Raw genomic sequence first — 25,166 nt, 5'->3', positions numbered from 1 at the left:
GGCTACGCGACGGTGCCCGGTACCGGCATCGCGGAGGCCGTGCAGGCGCTGGGGGCGGCATACCGGGCGGAGGAGGGCCCGGTCCCGGTCCCGGCGCCGGCGAGGAAGTTCCCGAACAGCTGCATCCCGCCCTCCGTCATGATGCTCTCGGGATGAAACTGCACGCCCTCCACGGCCAGTTCGCGGTGGCGCAGCCCCATCACATAGCCGTCGTCCTCGGACGTCGCGGTCTCCACCAGCGCGTCCGGCAGCGGCCGGGAGACGATCAGCGAGTGATAGCGGGTGGCCACCGTGCCCGACCCCAACCCGGCGAACACCCCGGCCCCGTCGTGCCGCACGGAGCTGGTGCGCCCGTGCAGCAGATGCTCGGCCACCGTCACCCGCCCGCCGAAGGCCAGCGCGATCGCCTGATGCCCCAGACACACCCCCAGCACCGGCACCGTCCCCGCGAAACGCCGGACCAGCTCCACGTGCCCGGAGTCGGCCGGATGCCCCGGACCGGGCCCCAGCACCACCGCGTCCGGCCGCCCGGCCGCCAGCTCCTCCGGGTCGCGGGTCCGCGACCGCACCACCTCGGTGTCGGCCCCCAACGCCCGCAGATACTGGGCGATGATGTGCACGAAGCTGTCATACGCATCCACCAGCAGCACCCGCATCACGCCAGCTCCTTCCCGGTCAGCGCCCAATAGGCGGCGCCCATCTTCGCCAGGGTCTCCTGCCACTCCGCCTCGGGCGTCGACTCGGCCACGATGCCCGCCGAACTCTGCGTGGAGTAGGTGCCGGTGCGCCCGTCGTGCACCACGGTGCGGATGCACAGCGCCAGCTCGCTCCAGCCCCGCACGTCGATCAGCCCGACCGCGCCCGCGTACATCCCGCGCGGCTCCCGCTCCAGCCCGTCGATGATCTCCATCGCGCGCAGCTTCGGCGCGCCGGTCATCGTCCCCGCCGGGAAGGTCGCGCACAGCGACCGCCAGACGTCGGCATCCGGCTCCAGGTCCCCGGTGACCGTCGAGACCATGTGGAAGACGTGCGAGTACGCCTCGACGACCATCAGGTCGTCCACCGCCAGCGAGCCCGGCCGGCACACCCGCCCGATGTCGTTGCGGCACAGATCGACCAGCATCACGTGCTCGGCCTGCTCCTTGGTGCTGGCCAGCATCTCCTTCACCCGCAGCTGGTTCTCCTCCTCCGAGGCCACCAGCCGCGTCGTGCCGGCGATCGGCCGCATCGCGATCGAGCCGCCCTCGGTACGGAAGAACAGCTCCGGACTGGCGCCGATCAGGGTGTCCCCGGCGCGCGGCGCCAGATACATGTACGGCGAGGGGTTGCGGTGCCGCAGCCGCCGGTACACCTCGACGGGCGTCAGATCCGTGGCGACGTCCACCCGGTGCCCGATCTGGATCTGGTAGATGTCCCCGACCTGGATGTGTTCCAGGCACCGCCGCGCCCAGCCGAGGAACGTCCCCCGGTCCACGCTGTCGCGCACGGAACGCGGCGCGGGCGCCTCGGGGCAGTCGGTGAGGTCCTCCGCCGGGCGCGCCAGGAGCGCCGCGACGTCCGGCACCGCCGCCGCATCAGGGAACGCCGCGGACCGGGCGCTCAACAGCCGCACCCGGCCCTCCCGCCGGTCGTACCAGACGGTCTCCCGGTAGAGCGTGAACGTCATGTCGGGCCCGCCGACCGCACCGCTGCGCTCCGGCAACGCGTCCATGTGCCAGGCCGCCTCGTACCCCAGGGCGGCCAGGAACCCGAACGCGTAGGAGTCGTCCGGCAGTTCCCCGGGGCCCTCGCCCGACACCGCGAACAGCGCCTGCGCCCGGCGCAACAACTCCCACACCTGCTCGGGACGCCGGAACCTCCCCTCGGCCATCCCCGCCGCCCGGGCCGCCGCGGCGAGGTGCGCGCGCAGCGGCGCCGCGCCCTCGATCTCCACCCGCCCGGCGAACACCCGCACCTCGGCCAGCCGGCCGTGCCCGACCACCGCCCAGCGGCGGCCCCGCTCCGGCCCCGAAAGGCTCTCGAAGAGAAAAACCTCGCCGCGACCCGATTCCCGTTCCAGGGCCGCATAAAGCCGCAACGGATCGTGCGGCGCCAGTTCCCGCACCGACACCCGCACGCCAATTGGCGGGGCGGCGGCTCCACTTCTGCATTCCATTCCGCAAGCCAAGCATTTCGCCGAGGACGGCGACCAGACCAATTGGGCGATGCCGCAGCAGTCCACTCCGAGGGCGCTTGACCGCGTTCCGCGGGACGGGTTGGAATCCTTTCGGCAGTGGCGCCCACCGCAGCGAATCCAGGCGCATTCCGTCGGTTCCCACCCCTAGCGAAGGCCCGCGATGACGACGCACCACCCGCCCCCACCCACCACCCCCGACGCCTGGCGCGGCCGCCCGGCCGCCCAGCAACCCCACTGGCCCGACCGGGAGTTGCTGCGCGAGGTCACCGACGGGCTCTCCCGCGCCCCCGCACTGGTCTTCCCGGAGGAGTGCGACCGACTGCGCGCACGGATGGCCGCGGTCGCCCGCGGCGAGGCGTTCCTGCTCCAGGGCGGCGACTGCGCCGAGACCTTCGCCGCGGTCACCGCCGACGCCATCAACCGCACACTGCGCACCCTCCTCCAGATGGCCGTGGTGCTGACCTACGGGGCCGCCGTCCCCGTCGTCAAGGTCGGCCGGATCGCCGGCCAGTACGCCAAACCCCGCTCCCGGCCGACCGAGACCCAGGGCGACGTCACCCTCCCCGCCTACCGCGGCGACGCCGTCAACGGCCTGGCCTTCACGGCCGCCGACCGCCGCCCCGACCCCCGCCGACTGCGCCGGACGTACGAGGCGTCGGCCGCCACCCTCAACCTCGTCCGCGCCTTCGCCACCGGCGGCTACGCCGACCTCCACCGGGCCCACACCTGGAACCGCGGCTTCGTCTCCGACGCGCCCGCCGGCCGCCGCTACGAGGAGCTGACCGACGCGATCGAACGCTCGCTGCGCTTCATGGCGGCCTGCGGCGTCGCCCCCCGGGAACTACGGGCCGTCGAGTTCTTCGCCGGCCACGAGGGCCTCCTGCTCGACTACGAGGCCGCGCTGACCCGCACGGACCCCCGCACCGGCCTCCCGTACGCCGGCAGCGGCCACCTCCTGTGGATCGGCGAGCGCACCCGCGACCTGGACGGCGCCCACGTCGCGTACTTCTCCCGCATCCGCAACCCCATCGCCGTCAAACTCGGCCCGAACGCCACGGCCGACCAGGCCCTGGCCTACAGCGAGAAACTCAACCCCACCGCCGAACCGGGCCGGTTGACCTTCGTCGTCCGGATGGGCGCCGCCGCGGTCCGCGACCGGCTGCCCACCCTCGTGGAGAAGGTCACCGCGCAGGCCGCCCCCGTCGCCTGGGTCTGCGACCCCATGCACGGCAACACCTTCGAGGCCCCCAGCGGCCACAAGACCCGCCGCTTCGACGACATCCTCAGCGAGGTCGAGGGCTTCTTCGCGGTGCACCGCGCCCTGGGCACCCACGCCGGCGGCCTCCACGTCGAACTCACCGGCGACGACGTCACCGAGTGCATCGGCGGCGGCGACGAGGTCCTGGTCGCCGACCTCCCCCGCCGCTACGAAACGGCCTGCGACCCCCGGCTCAACCACCGCCAGTCCCTCGAACTGGCCTTCCTGGTGGCCCAGATGCTCCGCGACTGACTCCCCGCGCCGGGCCGCGCGCCGGGCCGCGCGGTCACCATCCGGCGACCGTGTAGAGCGCGAACCCGGTGGCGAGCAGCGCGGCGGCGGCTCGCCGCCCCCTGGTCGCCCCGGTCCAGGGGGCCTCGAAGCGCCGCGCGTACCACCCGATCAGGAGCAGCGCCGCCGCGAAGACGGGCAACCACGCCAGCCGGGCCACGAGCCACGGCAGACCGACGGGCGCCGTGGTCAGCCCCGGCACCGCGCCGAAGAAGGAGCCCGGCACGGCCGCGGCGAGCATCGCCGTCTGGTGCCAGCAGAAGAGGGTCATCGCCGAGAGGTTGATCAGGACGACCGGCGCCCACAGGGCCGGGCGGCGCAGCAGCCGGCCGAGGCGGTCGCGCAGCAGCACGGCGGCACCGGACTGGGCGGCGGCCAGCGCCAGGACGAGGAGCGACGGCGGATGGGAGTTGGTGCGGTCCCGGCCGGGGACGCCGACCATGCTCGCGGGGTAGTGGAAGACGAGGAGCAGCAGCGCGAACAGCGCGGCGCCACCGGCCAGCAGCACCCACCCGGCCCGTTTCCCCAGCCGCTTCTCGCCCCAGCTCACGCCGAGTTGATAGGCGAACAGCCAGCCGGGGAGGAGGTTGAGCAGGCCCAGCCAACCGGGCATCGCCGCCGCGAACGGCCCGTAGCGCAGCAGATCGACCATGGCGACGCAGCCGAGCAGCGGCGCCGCCGCCCAGCCGCCCAGCCGCCGCGCGGCCCGCGCGCAGTACGGGGTCAGCGCCGTCACTCCCGCATAGACGCCGACGAACCACAGCGGCTGGACGACCAGCGTCGCCCCGGTGCGCAGCGTGGCGGCCGGCACCCCCAGCACGGACAGCAGCGGCAACAGCGCGGCCCATACCGCCGTCACCCCGAGCACCGGACGGCCCAGTCGCGCCAGCCGCCCGCGCAGCCACCGGGCCGTGGACGTGCCGCGCGCGGCGGCCCGCCGGTACGAGAGCACCGACGCATGGCCGCCGACCAGGAAGAAGACCCCGAGCATCTGCAGCACCCAGCTCAGCGGCGCGAGGAAACCGAGGACGGTCAGCGGGCTGGCGTTGTGCAGGGCGCCGTCCGCGTCGCGGGTGAAGCCGCCGAGCAGCCAGTGGCCGGTCGGTACGGACAGCAGGGCGAGGGCCCGCAGACCGTCCAGGGCGCGGTCCCGGCCGGCCGGCGTGCGGGCGTCCACCGCCGCGACCGCACGGCGCACCGGGGCCAGCAGATCAACCGAGGTCATGGCGGCACTCCTGCCGATCGGCGGCGCAGCGGACGGCGCGGTACGCGCCGAGGGTGATGTCGGCGAAGTTGGCCAGGGAATCGGTGCCGGGGGCGAAATAGCCGGTGTGGCCCCGGGCGCGGTCGGCGGAGACGCGACGCGCACCGTAGGCGGGATCGGTGGGGTCCGGGCCGTGGCCCAGATCCAGCAGGCGGGTGTGCGGGGCGTCGCCGATCCAGTCGGTGGCGTCCCGGGCCGCCCAGACGCGGGCGGTGCTGCGCAGACCGGCGGCGGTGTCCGCGCGGGTGCCGGGGCTGCCGAGGAAGACCAGGTCGGCGACGGCGCCCGGGGCCGTGGCCGGTGCCGCCACCCCGCACACGACCGAGCCGTAGCTGTGGCAGAACACGCTGGGCGCGGGCCGGCCGAGGGCCTGCAGACCGGCCAGGAGGCGGTTCAGCCGGGGCGCGCCGGCCTCGGCCAGGCGGCCGGTGGCGGCATCCGGGCCCAGGCCGACCGGGGTCGTGTACCCCGCCCAGGCGATCACCGCCGTCGGCGTGCCAGGGGTGTTTTCGGCCATCTTGGCGCGCAACGCCCGCGCCATACCGGACGGCGTGCCGTACGGATCCTCGGCCCGCTCGAACGACCCGAGATCGATATCGGAACCGGGCACGACGACGGCCGTCCGCCGCGCCGCCGCCACATCACCGTAGACCTCGGCGAGCTGGCCGCGCCCGCGCGGATCGAAGGCGAGAATCCGCCGCCCGGGCCGGAGGAAAGCGGCGTACCGCGCGGCGCTCCGCCCGTCCCCCCGCCTTTCCGCTTTCTCCTCCTCGGCCCTTATCGCCAGGGAATTGGCCCGATAGCGCAGGGAAAGCGGAGCCCCGTCGAGATTTCCCACGACCAGCGGGTGGCGCGCCGCCAACTCCTCCCGCCGCACACCGTCCAACCGCGCGAAGAAAGCCGCCACCTCCCGCGGTGCGGCGCCCGCCGGATCGGGCAGCGCCCGGCCCAGGGAACGGTCCGCGCGCCAGGCGGCGGTGCCCGGCGGCGGGCCCGTGACGGCCTGCTGCGCACTGCCCGCGACCCAGCCGCCGGTACCCACGACGGAGAGGAGAACCAGCCCGATCACACGTGTCAGCCGCCTCTTGCCGAGCATGTCGGTCACGTCCCCTCTCCGCCCGGACGCGCACGGCCCGGCCGCCCTTCATGCTGGCCGTGAGAAGCCGGGAACACAGTGACGTCAGCAGGCCAACCACCGTGGGGTCAGCTGTACTTGGTGCACCGGGGGCTACCCCCACCCCGGGTGGGGCCACCTGGAACATTCGGCCTCGGCTTAATGCCCTGGCCGGTGCCGGGGCCCGATGAAAGCCTTCGGGAAATTCGTCTGCCGTTCGCCCACCGGCCGAACGGACCGGAAGCTGGGCCGGGGGAATCCGATGAGCATCCCGAGAACGACCGCCGAACGATCCGGCACCACCGCCCCGGGGAAGAGCACCGCACCGGAAGCGCCCGCCGCACCGGAAACCGCAGCCGAACCGAGAACGCTCGCCGAGAAACTGTGGGAAAGCCATGTCGTCCACCGGGCGCCGGGCGAGCCCGATCTGCTCTACGTCGATCTGCACCTCACGCACGAGGCCACCTCCCCCCAGGCGTTCGACGGACTCCGCCTCGCCGGCCGCGGTGTGCGCCGCCCCGAGCTGACCCTCGCGCTGGAGGACCACAACGTCCCGACCGACACCCACGAGGTCCACGACCCCGTCAGCCGCACCCAGCTCGACACCCTGCGCGCCAACTGCGCGGCCCACGGCGTCGAGCTCTACCCGATGGGCCACCACCGCCAGGGCATCGTCCACGTCGTCGGACCCCAACTGGGCCTGGTCCAACCGGGGATGACGGTGGTCTGCGGCGACAGCCACACCTCCACCCACGGCGCGTTCGGCGCCCTCGCCTTCGGCATCGGCACCAGCGACGTCGAGCACGTGCTGGCCACCCAGTGCCTGGCGATCGACCGCCCCCGCACCATGGCAGTCGAGTTCACCGGGACGCTGCCGCCCGAGGTCGGGGCCAAGGACCTGATCCTCGCGCTGATCGCCCGGATCGGCACCAACGGCGGCCGCGGCCACATGATCGAATACCGGGGCGAGATCGTCCGCGGGCTGTCCATGGAGGCCCGGATGACGCTGTGCAACATGACCATCGAGGCCGGCGCCCGCGCGGGCCTGATCGCCCCCGACCGGACCACCTTCGCCTACCTGGCGGGGCGCCCGCACGCCCCCGAGGGCGCCCGGCGGGACGCCGCGCTGGCCCATTGGCGCACCCTGCACACCGACCCCGGTGCCACCTTCGACCGCACGGTCACCGTGGACGTCTCCGCCCTCACCCCGCTGGTCACCTGGGGCACCAACCCCGCCCAGGTCGCCCCGGTGGCGGGCGTCGTCCCGGACCCCGAGGAACTGGCCGACCCCCAGGCCCGCCAGGCCGCCCACCGCGCCCTGGACTACATGGGCCTCACGCCCGGCACCGCCCTGCGCGAACTGGCCATCGACGTGGTCTTCCTCGGCTCCTGCACCAACGGCCGGATCGAGGACCTGCGGGCCGCCGCCGGCGTGCTGCGGGGCCGCCGGGTCGCCGACGGCACCCGACTGATCGTGGTCCCGGGTTCCGCGCAGGTGCGCGCCCAGGCCGAGCGGGAGGGCCTGGACGAGGTGATCACCGCCGCCGGCGGCGAATGGCGGCTGCCCGGCTGCTCGATGTGCCTGGGCATGAACGCCGACCGGCTGCGCGGCGCCCAGCGCTGTGCCTCCACCTCGAACCGCAACTACGAGGGCCGCCAGGGCGGGCAGGCCCGCACCCACCTCGTCTCGCCGTCCGTGGCCGCCGCGACCGCCGTGGTCGGCCGTCTCGCCGCACCGGCCGACCTGGTCCCGTAGCGCCCCGAGGACCGGCCCCCGTAGGACGAAAGGAACGGAGTCCCGTTGACCGCCTCGCCCCCCTCTTCGCACCCGATGCCGGAACGGACGCCGGAGCCCTCCCCGGAAAACCACCCACCGGCCGGCCCGACGCCTTTTCAGGTCTACACCGCGCGGGCGGTCGCCCTGCGCCGGGACAATATCGACACCGATCAGATCGTGCCCGCCGAATTCTGCAAGAGGGTAACGAAAAGCGGTTATGCGGACGCGCTGTTCGCCCGTTGGCGAAAGGAACCCGACTTCATTGTGGACCGCCCCGAGCACCGGGGCGCCGGAGTGCTCCTGGCGGGCCGCAACTTCGGAATCGGCAGCTCCCGGGAACACGCCGTATGGGCGCTGAAAGACGGTGGGTTCCGGGTCGTGATCGCCACCGGTTTCGGTGACATCTTCCAGCGCAACGCGATGAACAACGGATTGCTGCCGGTGGACCAACCGCTGTCGGTCGTGGAACTCCTGATGGCCGGGGTGGAGCGGGACCCGGAGCGGGAAATCACCGTCGACCTGGTGAATTGCCGGCTGACGACGGGACGTCACGAGGGGGCGGACGGCTGGGACTTCACCGTGAACGAACGGGCCCGGCAACTCCTCCTCAAGGGCCAGGATGCCATTTCGGCCACTCTGCAGCGCGACGCCTCGATCGCGCGGTATGAGGCGGGCCGCCCCGACTGGCTGCCCACGTTGCGCCCGACTGGCTGACACCACCGTCAAGGTGCAGTCAGCTGAACCCTCATGGTTGTGCCAACTGCCGGATACCCCAAGGCCACACGGGTTTCTGAGAGTTGTCGAATGCCAACCGGTTTGGCTCGTGATAGCGTCGAATGGACTTGCGAGTTGGACGGTGGTGGAGCGGCTAGTCGCCGGTGAAACCAAGACCGGGTCGACGATGCGCACGGATCCTGCGGGGGAGTATGCGTCGCATATACTTTACGTCAGAAAGCTTGTCAAGGACCAGAGTTTCACCCGAGGTCAGCCAGTTACGGGAGGCCCTCTTCGCGCTGGAAATGCTCAGCGTGGGCGGGGGTGGTCCCGTTTTCAAGCCATGGCGCAAGCGGATAGGAAGTACGGCGAATATCCGCGCATTGGTGAAACTTGCACAGGTCATACGGCCGTTACCGGATATGGATCAGGTCCTGCGGCGCGACGGCAACGAGTCGCCGACCGGCGCCGACCACGCCGATCGACCCGTTCGGCCACAAGTCGTCCGCGATCTGGAGGAGTTCCACGCCCATGCGGTCGCGCCCTACTGGGCCGCGATCGCCCGGGCACTGCACGCCGACCGCACCGCCCGTGGCCAGATCATGCTCAGCGACGGCGTCGGCAAACTGCTCGGCACCCTCCACCCGGCCATTCGCTGGACGCCGCCGGTCCTGGAAATACCAGGCACCGGCGACGACGTGAAGCTGGAGTCGGACGGGCTGGTCCTGGCCCCCTCCCTCTTCCTGGCCGGCCGCCCGCCCACGCTCCTGGGCGACGGCGACGACGCCTGCCAGGTGACCCTGGTCTACCCCACTCCCGCGCACAGCGACTGGGCGGAGACCCTCTGGGAACCCAAGGAGTGCGCCGACCACGCCCTGCACGCCCTGGTGGGCCGCACCCGGGCGGCCGTCCTCGAAAGCCTGACCCGCAGCCGTACGACCACCGAGGTCGGCGAGAGCGTCGGGATCTCCTCCGCCGCGGCCAGCCAGCACACCTCGGTCCTGCGCGCGGCCGGCCTGATCACCACCGTGCGCACCTTCAACAAGGTCCAGCACACCCTCACCCCCCTCGGCGGCGCACTCCTCCACGGGGACCTGAGCGGCCGGCCCGCCGCACGACGGTCGGCCGGCTCCCCGCAACGATGAACCCTCCGTAAGGCGCACGCCCCCTTGCGGACGGATGCGAACGGGCCCGGAGTCAGACGCCGGTTCGGACTCCGGAGCCCTCCCGACCACCCGCCCCGCCCCGCGCGGCACGCCGGCCCTCGGCACGGCGGAAGACGGCGGAGCACCGCCTCGCCCACGAGTTATCCACAGGGGTCGCGGAGCGCCGCACGACCGCGGGATCTTCGCACCATGAATCCGCACAGCGAACCACACGAGCCCGGCATCGACGACACCCATCCGCACGGGGCGCGGCCCACCCGCGCCCCGCGCAACGACCCCGACCCCCACACCGTCGGGACGGGCCACGGGCCCACCGCCACCGACGGCGATCCCGCACCCCCGCCCCCGGCCCGCCCGAGCCCACCCGCCCCCTCGACACCCCACGACCAGCCGCCCACCCCCTACGACCCTCCGAGCCCCGCCCTCTCCTGCAGCGCCCACCCCCCGCCCGCCGAGGCCGGGAGCCCCACCGACGCCGCCGACCCCACCGCCCCGGCCGCGGGCCCGCCCGCCGAGCCCCAGGTCACCCTGCGCGGCCCGGCCGAACTCGCCGACGCCCTGCCGTACCTCCTCGGCTTCTATCCGGACGACAGCATCGTCATGGTCGCCGTGCACGGCGAGCGCGCCCGGTTCGGCGGCCGGCTCCGGCTCGGCATCCCCACCGACCCGTCGCACTGGCCCGACGTCGGCGACCAACTCGCCGACTGCCTGATCTCCGGCGCCCGCAAGCGCGCCGACCGCCTCGTCGGCGTTCTCGTCTTCCTCTGCCGGGAACCGGCGCCCGGCCAGAGCGGCCAGGACGTCAAGGAGCGCCTCCGCCCCCTGGCCCAGCGGCTGCGCACCGCCTGCGGCGCCCTGGACGTACCGGTCCTGGAAGCCCTGTGCCTCTCCAACGGCCGCTACTGGTCCTACTGTTGCCCCGACTACCGCTGTTGCCCCGCCGACGGCACCCCCCTGTTCCTGCCCGGCACGTCCGTCATGGCCGCGGCCGCCGCCTACGCCGGAATGCAGGTGCGCGGCTCGCTCAAGGAGATGGAGGCGCGGCTCGCGCCCCGCACCGGACGGCGCGGCGCCGACCAGGAAAAGGCGCTGGACGAAGCAGCCGCCGAACTCCTGCCGCGGATGCTCCGCCCGGACGGCGCCACCGCCGTCCAACGCGCCACCCTCGAACGCACCGCCGCGATGATCCACCGGTTCCGTCAGGACACCCCCTCCGGCAGCAACCGCGCCCGCGACGCCTGCGACGACGCGCTGATCACCGACACCGAGGCCGCCACCCTCATCCTGGGCCTCCAGGACCGCACCACCCGCGACCGCGCCGCGGAATGGATGGACGGCCCCGACGCCGCGGCGGCCCTCAGGCTCTGGCGCGCCCTCGCCCGCCGCTGCACCGGCGGCTACGGCGAACACGCGGCGGCGCCCCTGACCCTCGCCGGCTGGGTCTGCTGGTCCACCGCGGACGGCCCCGCCGCCCGCGTCGCCCTCAGCCGCGCCCTGACCGCCGACCCCGACTGCCTCTTCGCCCAACTGCTGCACCGCGCCATCAACGAGGGCCTGGACCCCGAGCCGCTGCGCCGCTGCCTGCGCCGGCAGCGCGAGGAGGCGAATGAGCCCGACGAGCCCGACGAGATCGAAGCGACCGACGAGACCGAAGAGACCGAGGCGACCGAAGCGATCGAGGAGGCCCGGACCGCCGAGACCGCCGCCGACGGCACCGCCGCGCCCCCGGCGGGCCGACGACAACCCGCGCAGCGCCCGACCCCACCGCGCCCGGGGGACTCCGCCCGGACCCGCGGCCCACGGGGCGGCACCGGCCCCGGCTCCCGCACGACCGGAGCATCGGGCGACCGCCGGACCGGAAGGGACGGTGACCGAAGCCGGCGGTGACCGCGCGGAGCCGGACGCGGCCGGCGTGACCTGGGCGCCGGCCGCACCGTTCACCTGAGTGGCGTAGTCCGAAAGGACCCCCACCTCACCATGGAGCGCAGAGCGTGCCAGGGATCGTCCCCACCACCCAGCCGACCCACCGGCCCGTCGGAGAGCGGCGCACCGCGCCGGCCCGGCCGCCGCAGCCCCAGCCCGTGCACGCGGCACTGGTCTGCGTGGCCCTTCCCTCGCTCGCCGTGTCGTCCCCCACGGGGCAGCTGACCGGCCGGGGCCTGGACGGCTGCTACCGCGACGGCCGACGGATCCTCTCCCGCTGCGAGGTACGCGCCGCTGGCAGCGAACCCCTCGTCGTCCAGGGGCGGTTGACCGGCGCGGACCGCGCCCGGTTCACCGGCGTGATCCGCAGAGCGGGCGAGCGCGGACCGGACCCGGAGATCCGGATGGAGCGGCTGCGGTCCGCCGACGGCACCGAGCAGATCACCTTCCACAGCAGCGCCGCCCGACCCGTCCGGCTGCCGGTCGAGATCCACCTGGGCACCGACCTGGCGGACCTGGGCGCCGTCGCCGTCGGCCTCCCCGGCCCCGAACTCCGCGCCGCCGTCCACGGATCCGGCCTCCGCTGGTCCGGTCGCGGGGCCCACGCGACGGTCACCGCCACCCCCGCACCACAGGACGCCCTGGCCTCCGCGGGCCTGCTCCGCTGGGAACTGGAGCTGCCCCCCGGCGGCCGGCGCACCATCGAGCTCCACCCCCGCCTGGAATACGGCCCGGGCGGACAACCGGCCCCGGCCGGGCGGGTCGGCCGGATCCCGGTCCCCGGCCCGCGCACCGCACCCACCGGCCCCCGCGCCCGCAGCGAACGGCCCCCGCGCTCCTGGTCCGCCGCCCGCCTGGAGTGCGACGACCCCCGCGCCGACGCCCTCATGGCGGGCAGCCTCGACGATCTGCACGGCCTGCTGATGCGCGACCCGGCCCTGCCCACGGACGTCTTCGTCGCCGGCGGCTTCCCCTGGCGCTGCGGCCTCGCCCCCGCCGAGGCCCTGTGGACCGCCCGGATGCTGCTCCCCCTCGGCACCCGGCTCGCCGCCGCCACCCTGCGCACCCTGGCTCGCACCCAACAAGCCACCCCAGGAGCGGATTTCGGCCGAATTCCCGGCCCCCTCCGGGACTCCGGACCCCACGCCCCGCCCGGCTGCACCGGCATCAAAGCCACCCTCCTCTTCCCGGCGGTCCTGGCCGAGGCCCGCCGCTGGGGCCTGCCCGACCACGAGACCGAGCGGCTGCTGCCCGCCGCCGAACGCTGCCTGCAGTGGCTGCGCACGGCCACCGACCCGCGCGGCGCGGACCGCGGCGGCTACCTCCCCGACCCCGCACCCGACGGCCCCTACCGCTGCGAGACCCAGGCCCACGCCCACCGCGCCGCCCTCCTCGGCGCCGATCTCCTGGACGCCTGCGGATCCCCCGGCGCCCCCGCGCTCCGCGACTGGGCGGCCGACCTGCGCGCCCGCTTCCGCACGGACTTCTGGGTGGAGGACCGTACCGGCGGCCGCCCGGCCGCCCTGCTCACCGCCGACGGCCGCCCCGTCCCGCACCTCGGCGCCACCGCCGCCCACCTCCTCGACACCGGCCTGCTCGGCGGCGGAACCTTCGCCCCCGGCCTGCTGGACGCCGCCCGGACCGACCAACTGGCCCGACTGCTCCGCGCCCCTGTCATGGACTCCGGATGGGGTCTGCGCGGACTCGGCGCCAAGGAGAGCGGCTACAACCCGTTCGGCCACCGCAGCGGAGCGGTCCGCGTCCACGAAACCGCCGTCGCCGTCGCCGGACTCGCGGCGGCCGGTCACGAGGCCGCCGCCGCCACCCTGACCAGGGGCATCCTCGACGCCGCCGAGAGCTTCGGCCACCGCCTGCCCGAGATGTTCGCGGGGGAGCAGCGCACCGCAGGCGGCGTCCCCTCCCCGCACCCGGCGGCCTGCCGCCCCGCGGCCGTCGCGGCGGCCGGCGCGGTGCAGATCCTCCTCGCCCTCGCCGGACTGCGCCCCGACGTCCCGGCCGGGACGGTCGCCGTGCGCCCGCTCGGCAACCCCCCGCTCGGCGCGATGCAACTGACCGGACTGACCCTCGCCGAGCAGCCCTTCGCCGTACGGATCAGCCGGCTCGGCATGGGCATGGTCGAGGAAGCCGCGGACGGTCTGCAACTGGGCTCCTGAAGCCCGCATGACCTGTTTATCGTCAGGCGGACGACTATGATCACGGCATGCCTCCCTACGACCCGTCGGCCTTCCCGCCCTTCGCCGTCACCGTCGACCTGGTCGTGCTCACCGTGCGCCGCCACGCCCTGTGCGCGCTGGCCGTGCGCCGCGGTGAGCCGCCGTTCCAGGGCCGCTGGGCCCTGCCCGGTGGATTCGTCCGCGCCGACGAGGACCTGGCGGAGGCGGCGGCCCGGGAACTCGTCGAGGAGACCGGCCTGCACGCCTACCCGCCGGAGGGCAGCCCGCCGCCCGCTTACGGCGCGCACCTCGAACAACTCGCCACCTACGGCGACCCCAAGCGTGACCCCCGCATGCGCGTGGTCAGCGTCGCGCACCTCGTCCTCGCCCCCGATCTGCCCGCGCCCCGGGCCGGCGGCGACGCCCACAGCGCCCGCTGGGCCCCCGTCGAATCCCTCCTGGACCAGGAGGGCAGTGCCCACACCCGCGAAGGCGACCTGACCGCCCCGCTCGCCTTCGACCACGCGCGCATCCTCGCCGACGGCGTGGAACGCGCCCGCTCGAAGATCGAATACTCCTCGCTCGCCACGGCCTTCTGCCCGCAGGAGTTCACCGTCGGCGAACTGCGCCGCGTCTACGAGGCGGTCTGGGGCGTCGCCCTGGACCCCCGCAACTTCCACCGCAAGGTGACCGGTACCCCCGGCTTCCTGGTCCCCACCGGCGGCACCACCACCCGCCAGGGCGGCCGCCCCGCCCAGCTCTTCCGCGCCGGCGGCGCGACCCTCCTCAACCCGCCGATGCTGCGCCCGGAGGTCTGACCCGCTCCGCGCCGTCCCCACGGTGGCCGGCCTCGCACCGGCCGCCGCCGCGCGCCACCCGCCTGCCTGCGTACACACCTCCCCGCGCCGTCAAGAAGCCGCCGCCGAACTCACCGTCCCCGGTGACTCCGCGCCCCGCCCGGCAGCGGCCGCCCGGGCAACCCACCCACCACGGCGACTTCGCCTCATGTGATCGCCGGGCACCCCTCTCCCGCGCAACGCCCCGACGAACTCCGCCACGCGCCCCACGACCCCCGCGGAAGTCCCCGCCGACGTCCGCCAACTCCCGCTCGCCCCAGAGCGACTGGCCGCCGCGCACCACGACGCGCACGACCGCGCTCGACGCCGCCCCCACACTCCGCCCGAGGCGCTCCGACCACCTTCCGGAACCGATCGAGGTCTTCCGCACATGGCGCCGCTGGTGCCCCAACCCGCAGTCTGCGCAGGGGTGTTGCCCTCGCCGCCCTGGTCTGCGCTTATGTGTTCACCGTGCTAACGGGCCGGAGGCGCCGATCGGCCAAAACGTCCGCTTCCAGGCCCCGTTGTTGCGCCCGCTGTCCACAACTCACCGACGAAAGCGCATTTCTTTCCGATAAAGCGTCAATTGCGAGATAACGGGCGATCACCCTTTCGTGTGCTTTTCACCAAAGACCTCAAGGCCGTTCAGGGTGTCGCCGACAAAGGATGCGTGAGTACCCTTGCGCACACCATGATGACCGCGGCTCGCCCCGGCGACACCGGCCTCGCAGGCCCCGGCGAGCTTGACCGCTACCCCTACGCCAACGCCGCCAACGCGGCCGGCCAGGACCGCACCGAGCGCGTCTCGCCGGTCTGGGAAGGCTCCGAGACAGACATCGGCCGGGTCGGCCGGCGCGCGGCGGGCAGCCGCGGCCGCGGCCTCCACGGCCAACTCGTCCAGCAGCTCGGCCAGATGATCGTCTCCGGCGACCTCGGCGCCGACCGCCCGCTCGTCCCCGAGGAGATCGGTCAGCGCTTCGAGGTCTCCCGCACCGTCGTCCGCGAGTCCCTGCGCGTCCTCGAGGCCAAGGGCCTGGTGAGCGCGCGCCCGAACGTGGGGACCCGAGTACGCCCGGTCAGCGACTGGAACCTCCTCGACCCCGACATCATCGAATGGCGCGCCTACGGGCCGCAGCGCGACGACCAGCGCCGCGAGCTGTGCGAGCTGCGCTGGACGATCGAGCCGCTGGCCGCCCGGCTCGCCGCCGGCCACGGCCGCGAGGACATCCAGCAGCGGCTCGCCGACATGGTCGAGATCATGGGCCACTCGGCGGCCCAGGGCGACACCATGACCTTCGCCCGCGCCGACGCCGAGTTCCACACCCTGCTCCTCCAGCTCGCCGGCAACCGCATGCTCGAGCACCTCGCGGGCATCGTCACCTCCGCCCTGCACGTCTCCGGTGGACCCGGCAGCGGCTGTGAGCGGCCGGTCGAGACGTCCGTGGGTCAGCACATGAGGGTCGTCGACGCGATCGGCTCCGGCGACGCCTCCGCCGCCGAGACCGCGATGCGCCAGCTCCTCGCCGCCCATGGCGAGGTCGGCGGCCAGGGTGCCGGGACGCCCGTGGACCACGTCGTCCCCGCGCCGCGCGAGCACTGAAGCCCCGTACCCGACCACGTGCGGACCGTGAGCACCGCGCGGACTCGCGCCCCGTGCGCCCCTGCCGAGGACGCGCGACACGTACCGAAGGAGCACAAGATCGCCGGATCCGGGGCGTCGTCCGGATCCGGCGGAAGACTTTGAGAGGATTGCACTGCATATGACTGGGAATGGGTCGTTATGGGGTGTGACTCGGGCCACGCAGATTGGGCGTAACGCTCTCCGGGGAAGCGCGATGACGTAAGAGGTGATAGCCGAGGAGGGAATACGAGCGGCGTTCGTGGCGCTGTTCAACTCCCCGGTTGCCCCTGCGCCGTCGGTCCATCCCCACCGGCGGTCGTCGGCTCCGATCCACAGTGGACGGGGTCGGAAGCCGTTTCCAACGTTCCGAGAGGTTGTTCGTGTCGGCCAGCACATCCCGTACGCTCCCGCCGGAGATCGCCGAGTCCGAGTCTGTGATGGCGCTCATCGAGCGGGGAAAGGCAGATGGGCAGATCGCCGGCGATGACGTGCGTCGGGCCTTCGAGGCTGACCAGATTCCGCCAACCCAGTGGAAGAACGTTCTGCGCAGCCTCAACCAGATCCTCGACGAGGAGGGTGTGACGCTGATGGTCAGTGCCGCAGAGGCGCCCAAGCGCACCCGCAAGAGCGTCGCAGCGAAGAGTCCGGCGAAGCGCACCGCCACCAAGACCGTCGCGGCCAAGACCGCGACGGTGAAGAAGACCACCACCGCCTCGGCCGCCGCCTCGATGGCGGATCCGGCCCTCGGTGAGTCCGAGTCCGCGCCTGCGAAGAAGGCCGCGGCGAAGAAGACGGCCGCCAAGAAGACGGTCGCGAAGAAGACCACGGCCAAGAAGGCCACCGCGAAGAAGACCGGGTCCAAGAAGGACGTCGACGATCTGCTCGAGGACGAGCTGACCGAGGAGACCCCGGCGCCCGGCAAGGGTGAGCCCACCGACGCCGAGACCGCCGAGAACGCCGGTTTCGTGCTGTCGGACGAGGACGAGGACGACGCGCCCGCCCAGCAGGTCGCCGCGGCCGGCGCCACCGCCGACCCGGTCAAGGACTACCTCAAGCAGATCGGCAAGGTCCCGCTTCTCAACGCCGAGCAGGAGGTGGAGCTCGCCAAGCGCATCGAGGCGGGTCTGTTCGCGGAGGACAAGCTCGCCAACAGCGACAAGCTCGCGCCCAAGCTGAAGCGCGAGCTGGAGATCATCGCCGAGGACGGCCGCCGGGCGAAGAACCACCTCCTGGAGGCCAACCTCCGACTGGTCGTCTCCCTGGCCAAGCGGTACACCGGCCGCGGCATGCTCTTCCTGGACCTGATCCAGGAGGGCAACCTCGGTCTGATCCGTGCGGTCGAGAAGTTCGACTACACCAAGGGCTACAAGTTCTCGACCTACGCGACGTGGTGGATCCGCCAGGCCATCACCCGTGCCATGGCCGACCAGGCCCGCACGATCCGTATCCCCGTCCACATGGTCGAGGTCATCAACAAGCTGGCCCGCGTCCAGCGCCAGATGCTCCAGGACCTGGGCCGCGAGCCCACCCCGGAGGAGCTGGCCAAGGAACTCGACATGACCCCCGAGAAGGTCATCGAGGTCCAGAAGTACGGGCGCGAGCCGATCTCCCTGCACACCCCGCTGGGCGAGGACGGCGACAGCGAGTTCGGTGACCTCATCGAGGACTCCGAGGCGGTCGTCCCGGCCGACGCGGTCAGCTTCACGCTCCTCCAGGAGCAGCTGCACTCGGTGCTGGACACCCTCTCCGAGCGCGAGGCCGGCGTGGTGTCCATGCGCTTCGGCCTCACGGACGGCCAGCCCAAGACCCTCGACGAGATCGGCAAGGTCTACGGCGTCACCCGTGAGCGGATCCGCCAGATCGAGTCCAAGACCATGTCGAAGCTGCGCCACCCGTCGCGCTCCCAGGTGCTGCGGGACTACCTCGACTAGTCGAGACGGCTCCGATCGTGCCGCGAGCCCGGCCCTCCACCTCCGTGGAGCGCCGGGCTCGCGGCCGTCCGGGTGCGGGGCGCGCCCGTTTGGGTCACTCTGGGTAGGCGACCACTTTCCCAGAGTCGGGAGTCCGTATGCGCCCCACCGTACGCGCCACCCTCGGGGCGCTTGCCCTGATCCTCGCCGTGCCGGCCTCAGCGGCCGCAGATGACCTGGTGGTCGGGGGGAAGCCCGTCCGCCTCTCTCAGAGCCCCTGGGCGGTCGCCCTGGCCTCGCACCAGCGGTTCGGGAACCGGCGCTCCGGTCAGTTCTGCGGCGGTGTGCTGGTCGGGCACGCGACGGTGGTGACGGCCGCGCACTGCCTGGGCCGGGAAGTCCTGGGACTGCCCTGGCAGGAGGTGAAGGACCTGCGCGTCGTCGTGGGTCGCAACAACCTCACCAGCAAGGGCGGCCAGGAGATAAAGATCGCCAACGTGTGGGTCAATCCGCACTACAACAGCTGGACCAACGAGGGCGACATGGCTGTCATAACCCTCCAGAAGAGAGTCCCGAACCAACCCATTCAAATAGCGCGCCCCAACGACAGCGTCTACGACCCTGGCGCCGCCGCCAGGGTCTACGGGTGGGGCGACATGACGGGCGACGGCAGCTACGCATCACGGCTGCGGTCGGCCAAGGTGAACGTGCTCCGCGACGCCGTGTGCACGCAGGCTTACCCGGGCAGCGCCGACGGCACGTACAAGGCCACCTCGATGCTGTGCGCGGGGGAACTGAAGGGCGGGCGTGACGCCTGCCAGGGGGACAGCGGCGGGCCGCTGGTTGTGCGCGGCCAGCTGGTGGGGCTGGTGTCGTGGGGGACCGGCTGCGGGCGCGTGGGCAGCCCCGGTGTCTACACCCGGGCGTCCGCGCTGCTCCCGGCCGTACTCGAGCACGGCGCCGACTGAACGGCGCCGACTGGGCGACGCCGACTCAAAGACGCCGGCCACGCGGGCAGGCCGCAGCGAGCACGAGTGCGGGCGGCCTCCCCGGTCGTGCCGGAAAGTCCGCCCGCCGCACGGCATTGAGCCGCTACTCGCTCGTCGTGGTTGCGATGTGTCAGCGTTCCTCTTCGGACGCAGACCTTGGAGTGGCCGTGAGCCGCTCCGTCTCGTCCTGTATTTCCGCGGCGATCTTCTTGAGTTCTGGCTCGAACTTGCGGCCGTGGTGGGCGCAGAAGAGCAGTTCTCCGCCGGACATCAGGACGACGCGCAGGTATGCCTGGGCGCCGCAGCGGTCGCACCGGTCAGCGGCCGTCAGCGGGCTCGCGGGTGTCAGAACAGTAGTCACGTCGCCTCTTCTCTAGCTCGACGAGCTGTCGTACCAGGGTCAACATCCAACCAGGCCGAAAACGTTCCCGCTCGTGCCTTTTCCTCGAAAAATTTCTTCCGAGGGGCCGGGTGCTGCCGGGTGGCGGCGAATGAGCCGTAGTGCGTGGTGGTCTGATTCACGTTAGTTGCTGAAGTCTGCCCTCCCGGCTGGCTTGCCGGTTGTTGATGAGGACGTGCCCGGAGCCTAAATGGTTCATGCCTCGAAGGGAACGTGATGTGCACGTCACTAGGACGTCACCCTATCGAGCGATCGAACGTACGAGCGAAATTCTACTACCATGGTCACGCTCACGGGTGGCGTCACATCGGCTCTACTGGGCCTCGGTACCCTCTCACCGGCGACACCGCCACAACCGAGTCCGCGGAATGCGGACTGTCAGAAATTCAGCGAGGAGCGAACCGCGTGACCGCCGAGATGTCCGTGCCGTCCACCGCAGTGCTGACCGGGGCAGACCGGGACGGTTCCAACTACACCGCGCGGCATCTGCTCGTCCTTGAGGGTCTGGAAGCCGTCCGGAAGCGCCCGGGCATGTACATCGGCTCGACGGACAGTCGCGGCCTGATGCACTGTCTGTGGGAGATCATCGACAATTCCGTCGACGAGGCGCTCGGCGGCTACTGTGACCACATCGAGGTGATCCTCCACGACGACGGGTCCGTGGAGGTCCAGGACAACGGCCGAGGGATCCCCGTCGACGTCGAGCCCAAGACCGGGCTCAGCGGCGTCGAGGTCGTGATGACCAAGCTGCACGCCGGCGGAAAGTTCGGCGGTGGCTCCTACGCCGCCTCCGGCGGTCTGCACGGCGTCGGCGCTTCGGTGGTCAACGCGCTCTCCGCGCGGCTGGACGTCGAGGTCGACCGCAACAGCAAGACGCACGCGATCAGTTTCCGCCGCGGCGTCCCCGGTGCCTTCACCCAATCCGGACCGGACGCCCCGTTCGAGCCCGCCAACGGGCTGCACAAGGGCAAGCGCATCCCGAAGACCAAGACCGGCACCCGGGTGCGCTACTGGGCGGACCGGCAGATCTTCCTCAAGGACGCCAAGCTCTCCCTGGAGACGCTGCACGCCCGTGCCCGCCAGACCGCCTTCCTGGTGCCCGGCCTGACCATCGTGGTCCGGGACGAGCGCGGCATCGACGGCGCCGGGAAGACGGAAGAGACGTTCCGCTACGACGGCGGGATCAGCGAGTTCTGCGAGTACCTCGCCCAGGACAAGGCCGTCTGCGACGTCCTGCGGCTGACCGGTCAGGGCACCTTCAAGGAGACCGTGCCGGTGCTCGACGAGCGCGGCCACATGACACCCACCGAAGTCACCCGTGAACTGGGCGTCGACATCGCCCTGCGCTGGGGCACCGGTTACGACTCGACGATCAAGTCGTTCGTCAACATCATCGCGACCCCCAAGGGCGGCACCCACGTCGCCGGGTTCGAGCGTTCGGTGGCCAAGACCGTCAACGAGGTGCTGCGGGCCAGCAAGCTGCTGCGCGTCGCCGAGGACGACGTCGTCAAGGACGACGCCGTGGAGGGCCTCACCGCCGTCGTCACGGTGCGGCTCGCGGAGCCCCAGTTCGAGGGCCAGACCAAGGAGGTGCTCGGCACCTCCGCCGCGTCGCGGATCGTCGCCCAGGTGGTCAGCAGGGAACTCAAGGCGTTCCTGACCTCCACCAAGAGGGACGCCAAGCAGCAGGCCCGCTCCGTACTGGAGAAGATCGTCGCCGCGGCCCGTACGCGCATCGCCGCTCGCCAGCACAAGGAGGCCCAGCGGCGGAAGACGGCACTGGAGTCCTCGTCCCTGCCCGCCAAGCTGGCGGACTGCCGCAGCGACGACGTCGACCGCAGCGAGCTGTTCATCGTCGAGGGCGACTCGGCGCTGGGCACCGCAAAGTTGGCGCGGAACTCGGAGTTCCAGGCGCTGCTGCCGATCCGCGGCAAGATCCTCAACGTCCAGAAGTCGTCGGTCTCGGACATGCTGAAGAACGCCGAGTGCGGCGCCATCATCCAGGTCATAGGGGCCGGCTCGGGGCGCACCTTCGACATCGACGCCGCCCGCTACGGCAAGGTCATCTTCCTCGCCGACGCGGACGTCGACGGTGCGCACATCCGCTGCCTGCTGCTGACGCTCTTCCAGCGCTACATGCGGCCGATGGTGGAACAGGGCCGGGTCTTCTCCGCCGTCCCGCCGCTGCACCGTGTCGAGCTGGTCAGCCCCAAGAAGGGCCAGGACAAGTACATCTACACGTACTCGGACAACGAGCTGCGACAGACCCTCCTGGAGCTCCAGCGCAAGAACGTCCGCTACAAGGACAGCATCCAGCGCTACAAGGGTCTCGGTGAGATGGACGCCGACCAGCTCGCCGAGACGACCATGGACCCGCGCCACCGCACCCTGCGGCGGATCAACATCAGCGATCTCGAAGCCGCGGAGAAGGCATTCGACCTCCTGATGGGCAACGAAGTCGCTCCCCGCAAGGAGTTCATCACCAACTCCGCCGCCACTCTGGACCGTTCACGCATCGACACCTGAGCCGGTCACAGCGCGGTACGGGCGCCTCTCCACCCACGGGTGGAGAGGCGCCCGTCGCCCTTTCCACCCATGTCCCACCCTGGCTCCGATCCGGGCCACGGGGCTCTCTCCGTAGCGTCGGGAGCGTCGAAATTCCCCGTCCCACGGAGGCTTCAGGCCATGAGCGGCTTGCTCAACATCGCTGTGCTCGTCGCGATCGTCGCGATCGTCTTTGCACGGCAGTTCACGGCGCAGCGCGTCACGTCGGAGGGCAGGAAGTGGTGGCTGATGCCGGTCATCCTGGTCTTCCTGGCGCTGCGGCAGCCCGGCCTCCTGGACCCCGCCCATCGCGCCGCCTCCGTAGCGCTGCTGCTCGCGACGCTCTTGATCGGACTGGCCAGTGGAGCGGCCTGGGCGTGGACCACACGCCTGTGGACGGACGAGAACGGCGCGGTGTGGACCAAGGGAACCTGGGCGGCGGCGGGCGTATGGCTCGGTGGTATCGCGCTGCGCTTGGGACTCATGGGTGTAGCCGCCGTCCTGGGGGTCCACCAGAGCAGCCAGTCGACCCTGCTGTCCGTAGCCGCGATGCTGCTCACCCGTGCAGGTGTGACCGCCTGGCGGGCCCAGGGGCTCCAGCGGACGTACGGTGTCCCTGTCGCGGGCTGAGGCCCTGCGCCGCGCACCGAAAGGACCCGAAGTGCCGCCGAATGCCTGGACGCGATGGCCGTTGCGGGAGGCACTCTCGAAGGAGGGCCTCAGCGAGACTCGTCTGTGGATCGGCCGCGGCATCCGCGTCATCGCGCTTGTCGGCCTGCTCTGGGCCACCTTCGGGGGAGGGGCCTTCAGCGGTTGGGGACTGGCCGCGGCGGGTGCCGGAGTCGTCATCGCCGTGCTGGCGTTCCGAGGCTTCTTCCGGATGACACTGGAGCGGCGGATCTGGCCCTCCATCGTGCTGTTCGCCCTACTGGAGGCCACCGCCTTCGGCTTCTTTCTGGTCGGCGCCCGTTTGCCGGCGATCGTCGTGTGGTGCGCCTGCGCCATGACGGCGATGGAGCGACTGCCGCTCAGCGCCGCGGTGCCGTGTTCCGCCCTCGCACTCGGTGCGTTCGCCGTGGTGAACAGCGACAACTGGCTGACCACCGCCGTGACCGCCACGGGCCTGGCGCTGGCCGGCTACGTCGTACGCCTGGACGCCGAGGCGCGCGGCAGTACGCAGCGGCTGCTGGTCCAGGAGCGCGCGGCCCGCAAAGCCGAGGCGGAGACTGCGGCCCTTGCCGAACGGGGGCGGATCGCTCGTGAGATCCACGATGTCCTCGCGCACAGCCTGAGCGCCCAGTTGGTGCATCTGGAGGCGGCTCGGCAACTGATCCAGCGCAGCAGCGATCTGGAGGCGGATCGCGAACAGCTGCTGGAGCAGGTGGCGGCCTGCCGGGGGATGGCGCGAGAAGGGCTTGACGGCACGCGTGAGGCCCTTTCAGCCCTCCGCGGCGAGATGGCCCCGGTCGAGGACTTCCTACGCCGTCTGGCGGCCGCTGAGGGCGCGCAGTTGGACGTCGTGGGCGAGCCGCGCGCACTCTCCGCGGAAGCGGGACTCGCGATCCGGAGGGTCGCCCAGGAGGCACTGACGAACGTGCGCAAGCACGCACCGGGAGCCCGGGTGCGGATGCGGCTGGAGTACGAAGAGGGCAACGTGGGCCTGGTGGTGCGGGACTTCGGCGGTCGCGGCAAACCGGGTGAGCTCGCGAAGAGCGGTTCCGGGTACGGTCTCCTCGGGATGCGGGAGCGCGCCGAACTCCTCGGTGGAACGCTGGAATCCGGCCCCGACGAGGAGGGTTTTGTGGTGCGGTTGAAGGTGCCCGCATGACGGCGTGTACAACGACGCGTGTGGTCGTGGCCGATGACCAGACGGTGGTACGCGAGGGCATCGTGATGCTGCTGGGGCTGCTGCCGGGCATCGAGGTTGTCGGTTCGGCGGCCGATGGCGACGAGGCCGTCCGCCTCGTTGCCGAACTCGCCCCCGACGTCGTCCTGATGGATCTGCGAATGCCGCGCTGCGATGGTGTCGAGGCCACTCGCCGCATCCGCACGGACCATCCCGGAACCCAGGTCGTCGTGCTCACCACGTATGCCGATGACGACTCGCTCTTTCCTGCCCTGCAGGCCGGCGCTCGTGGGTACCTCACCAAGGACGCGGACGGGGACGAGATCGTCCGCGCCATCGACGACGTGCTCTCGGGCGACGCGGGGCTGTCACCGAAGATCCAACGTCGCCTGCTGGAGCGCATCGCCGAGCCCGCACCGAGCCGTCCCGAACCACCCGCAGAGCCGCCGGACGGGCTCACCGCCAGGGAGGTGGAGGTGCTGCGTCTCGTGGCGGGGGGCCAGACCAATCCGGAGATCGCCCGTACCCTGCACGTCTCCACGGCGACGGTGAAGACGCACATCAACAACCTGTTCGCCAAGGCGGGACTACGCGACCGGGCGCAGGCGATCCACTATGCCTACCGGCACGGCCTCGCGGAGCCTCCGGGGGCGTCCGCACGGTGAGTCGACGCGGAGAGACGCTGGCCGGTCCCGTCGGCACAGTGCTGGTGGCGCCGGCGACCGTTGCCCTTGCCGCGGGCGTCGTGAGGGCCGGATGGCGCTCCGCGGCCATGGGCAGGGAGCGGTTCCCCGCGCTGCGAGGGCTCACGCCGGGACGACTTGAGCGCACGGCGAAGTCCGGGCCGGGGCCGACGCGGAGTTATCCACAGCCGGTGCGGTTGCGGATTGTGCGTGCGTAGCCTCGCAGTGTCAGGTCCGAGGCCGGTGGTCCGTCCCATGTCGCTCGGTGGCTGCCAGGCAGCGCCGTGTTGAGCGGGTGAATGCACCGGCCGGGGTGCGCGCGGGGACAGCGCGCGGAGGGGAGCAGACATGTGGGCTGCAGGCGCTGGCGCGGGGCCGTCGGATGCGGGGGTGCGGGGCAACCGGAGTATGGCAACCGTGCTGCGGTCGATGGGGCCGATGTTGAGCCTGGGGTTCGCCGCGACACTGGGACTGGCGTTG

19 protein-coding genes are annotated in these 25,166 nt (G+C 72.1%); 14 read left to right on the top strand and 5 right to left on the bottom strand.

What is annotated here, in order from left to right; all coding sequences use genetic code 11:
- Window positions 1-2 precede the first annotated feature (2 nt).
- Complete coding sequence (locus MOV08_RS12380; protein ID WP_275307506.1) at window positions 3-656, bottom strand: anthranilate synthase component II; 654 nt, start codon at window positions 654-656, stop codon at window positions 3-5.
- Window positions 656-2,155: an anthranilate synthase component I family protein gene (locus MOV08_RS12375; RefSeq protein WP_275307505.1), complete on the bottom strand. Its 1,500-nt coding sequence runs from the start codon at window positions 2,153-2,155 to the stop codon at window positions 656-658. Before MOV08_RS12375 ends, MOV08_RS12380 begins: the two co-directional genes overlap by 1 nt.
- 181 nt (window positions 2,156-2,336) lie before the next feature.
- Here MOV08_RS12375 and MOV08_RS12370 point away from each other — a divergent pair, with 181 nt between their 5' ends.
- The gene (locus tag MOV08_RS12370; protein ID WP_275307504.1) at window positions 2,337-3,686 is read left to right on the top strand and encodes a class II 3-deoxy-7-phosphoheptulonate synthase; all 1,350 of its coding nucleotides are present in this window, start codon (window positions 2,337-2,339) and stop codon (window positions 3,684-3,686) included.
- A 34-nt stretch (window positions 3,687-3,720) separates the two neighbouring features.
- Here MOV08_RS12370 and MOV08_RS12365 read toward each other — a convergent pair whose 3' ends face one another.
- On the bottom strand, window positions 3,721-4,950 hold the full coding sequence (locus MOV08_RS12365) for an acyltransferase family protein (protein ID WP_275307503.1): 1,230 nt from the start codon (window positions 4,948-4,950) through the stop codon (window positions 3,721-3,723).
- Window positions 4,937-6,085, bottom strand: a complete 1,149-nt coding sequence (locus MOV08_RS12360) for an alpha/beta hydrolase (RefSeq protein ID WP_275311770.1) — start codon at window positions 6,083-6,085, stop codon at window positions 4,937-4,939. Before MOV08_RS12360 ends, MOV08_RS12365 begins: the two co-directional genes overlap by 14 nt.
- A gap of 280 nt (window positions 6,086-6,365) precedes the next feature.
- Between MOV08_RS12360 and leuC the strand changes: the two genes are divergently transcribed.
- From leuC to MOV08_RS12315, 9 genes are all read left to right on the top strand, one after another.
- Window positions 6,366-7,859: a 3-isopropylmalate dehydratase large subunit gene (gene leuC, locus MOV08_RS12355; RefSeq protein ID WP_078875716.1), complete on the top strand. Its 1,494-nt coding sequence runs from the start codon at window positions 6,366-6,368 to the stop codon at window positions 7,857-7,859.
- Window positions 7,860-7,904: 45 nt separating this feature from the next.
- Window positions 7,905-8,594, top strand: a complete 690-nt coding sequence (leuD, locus tag MOV08_RS12350) for a 3-isopropylmalate dehydratase small subunit (protein ID WP_275307502.1) — start codon at window positions 7,905-7,907, stop codon at window positions 8,592-8,594.
- Between the two features lie 422 nt (window positions 8,595-9,016).
- Window positions 9,017-9,739 (top strand): ArsR/SmtB family transcription factor, encoded by a 723-nt coding sequence (locus MOV08_RS12345; RefSeq protein ID WP_275307501.1) that lies wholly within the window; start codon window positions 9,017-9,019, stop codon window positions 9,737-9,739.
- A 210-nt stretch (window positions 9,740-9,949) separates the two neighbouring features.
- Window positions 9,950-11,647, top strand: a complete 1,698-nt coding sequence (locus MOV08_RS12340) for a DUF4192 domain-containing protein (RefSeq protein WP_275307500.1) — start codon at window positions 9,950-9,952, stop codon at window positions 11,645-11,647.
- Window positions 11,648-11,862: 215 nt separating this feature from the next.
- Complete coding sequence (locus MOV08_RS12335; RefSeq protein ID WP_078876201.1) at window positions 11,863-13,857, top strand: glycogen debranching N-terminal domain-containing protein; 1,995 nt, start codon at window positions 11,863-11,865, stop codon at window positions 13,855-13,857.
- Between the two features lie 47 nt (window positions 13,858-13,904).
- Complete coding sequence (locus MOV08_RS12330; protein WP_039632051.1) at window positions 13,905-14,675, top strand: NUDIX hydrolase; 771 nt, start codon at window positions 13,905-13,907, stop codon at window positions 14,673-14,675.
- Window positions 14,676-15,309: 634 nt separating this feature from the next.
- Window positions 15,310-16,293 (top strand): FadR/GntR family transcriptional regulator, encoded by a 984-nt coding sequence (locus tag MOV08_RS12325; protein WP_078875715.1) that lies wholly within the window; start codon window positions 15,310-15,312, stop codon window positions 16,291-16,293.
- Between the two features lie 395 nt (window positions 16,294-16,688).
- Window positions 16,689-18,245, top strand: a complete 1,557-nt coding sequence (locus MOV08_RS12320; RefSeq protein WP_275307499.1) for an RNA polymerase sigma factor — start codon at window positions 16,689-16,691, stop codon at window positions 18,243-18,245.
- Window positions 18,246-18,382: 137 nt separating this feature from the next.
- Window positions 18,383-19,192 carry a serine protease gene (locus MOV08_RS12315; protein WP_039632045.1) on the top strand — a complete coding sequence of 270 codons (810 nt, stop codon included), beginning with the start codon at window positions 18,383-18,385 and terminating at the stop codon, window positions 19,190-19,192.
- A gap of 151 nt (window positions 19,193-19,343) precedes the next feature.
- On the opposite strand, the gene MOV08_RS12310 is transcribed toward MOV08_RS12315, so the two are convergent.
- The gene (locus MOV08_RS12310) at window positions 19,344-19,574 is read right to left on the bottom strand and encodes a DUF7455 domain-containing protein (protein ID WP_039632042.1); all 231 of its coding nucleotides are present in this window, start codon (window positions 19,572-19,574) and stop codon (window positions 19,344-19,346) included.
- Between the two features lie 444 nt (window positions 19,575-20,018).
- Here MOV08_RS12310 and MOV08_RS12305 point away from each other — a divergent pair, with 444 nt between their 5' ends.
- The 4 genes from MOV08_RS12305 (at window position 20,019) to MOV08_RS12290 (ending at window position 24,668) form a co-directional block, all read left to right on the top strand.
- The gene (locus MOV08_RS12305; RefSeq protein WP_275307498.1) at window positions 20,019-22,139 is read left to right on the top strand and encodes a DNA gyrase/topoisomerase IV subunit B; all 2,121 of its coding nucleotides are present in this window, start codon (window positions 20,019-20,021) and stop codon (window positions 22,137-22,139) included.
- 159 nt (window positions 22,140-22,298) lie between these two features.
- Window positions 22,299-22,787, top strand: coding sequence for a DUF1453 family protein (locus MOV08_RS12300; protein ID WP_039632038.1), 489 nt, complete (start codon window positions 22,299-22,301; stop codon window positions 22,785-22,787).
- A gap of 31 nt (window positions 22,788-22,818) precedes the next feature.
- Complete coding sequence (locus tag MOV08_RS12295) at window positions 22,819-23,985, top strand: sensor histidine kinase (RefSeq protein ID WP_275307497.1); 1,167 nt, start codon at window positions 22,819-22,821, stop codon at window positions 23,983-23,985.
- On the top strand, window positions 23,982-24,668 hold the full coding sequence (locus MOV08_RS12290) for a response regulator transcription factor (protein WP_275307496.1): 687 nt from the start codon (window positions 23,982-23,984) through the stop codon (window positions 24,666-24,668). The genes MOV08_RS12295 and MOV08_RS12290 overlap by 4 nt, the downstream gene beginning before the upstream one ends.
- Window positions 24,669-25,166 lie beyond the last annotated feature (498 nt).

The organism is Streptomyces yunnanensis, from assembly GCF_029011865.1.
Lineage (GTDB): Bacteria > Actinomycetota > Actinomycetes > Streptomycetales > Streptomycetaceae > Streptomyces > Streptomyces yunnanensis.
The sequence above is the reverse complement of the archived record's forward strand: the minus strand, read 5'-3'. Positions and strand labels throughout refer to the sequence as shown.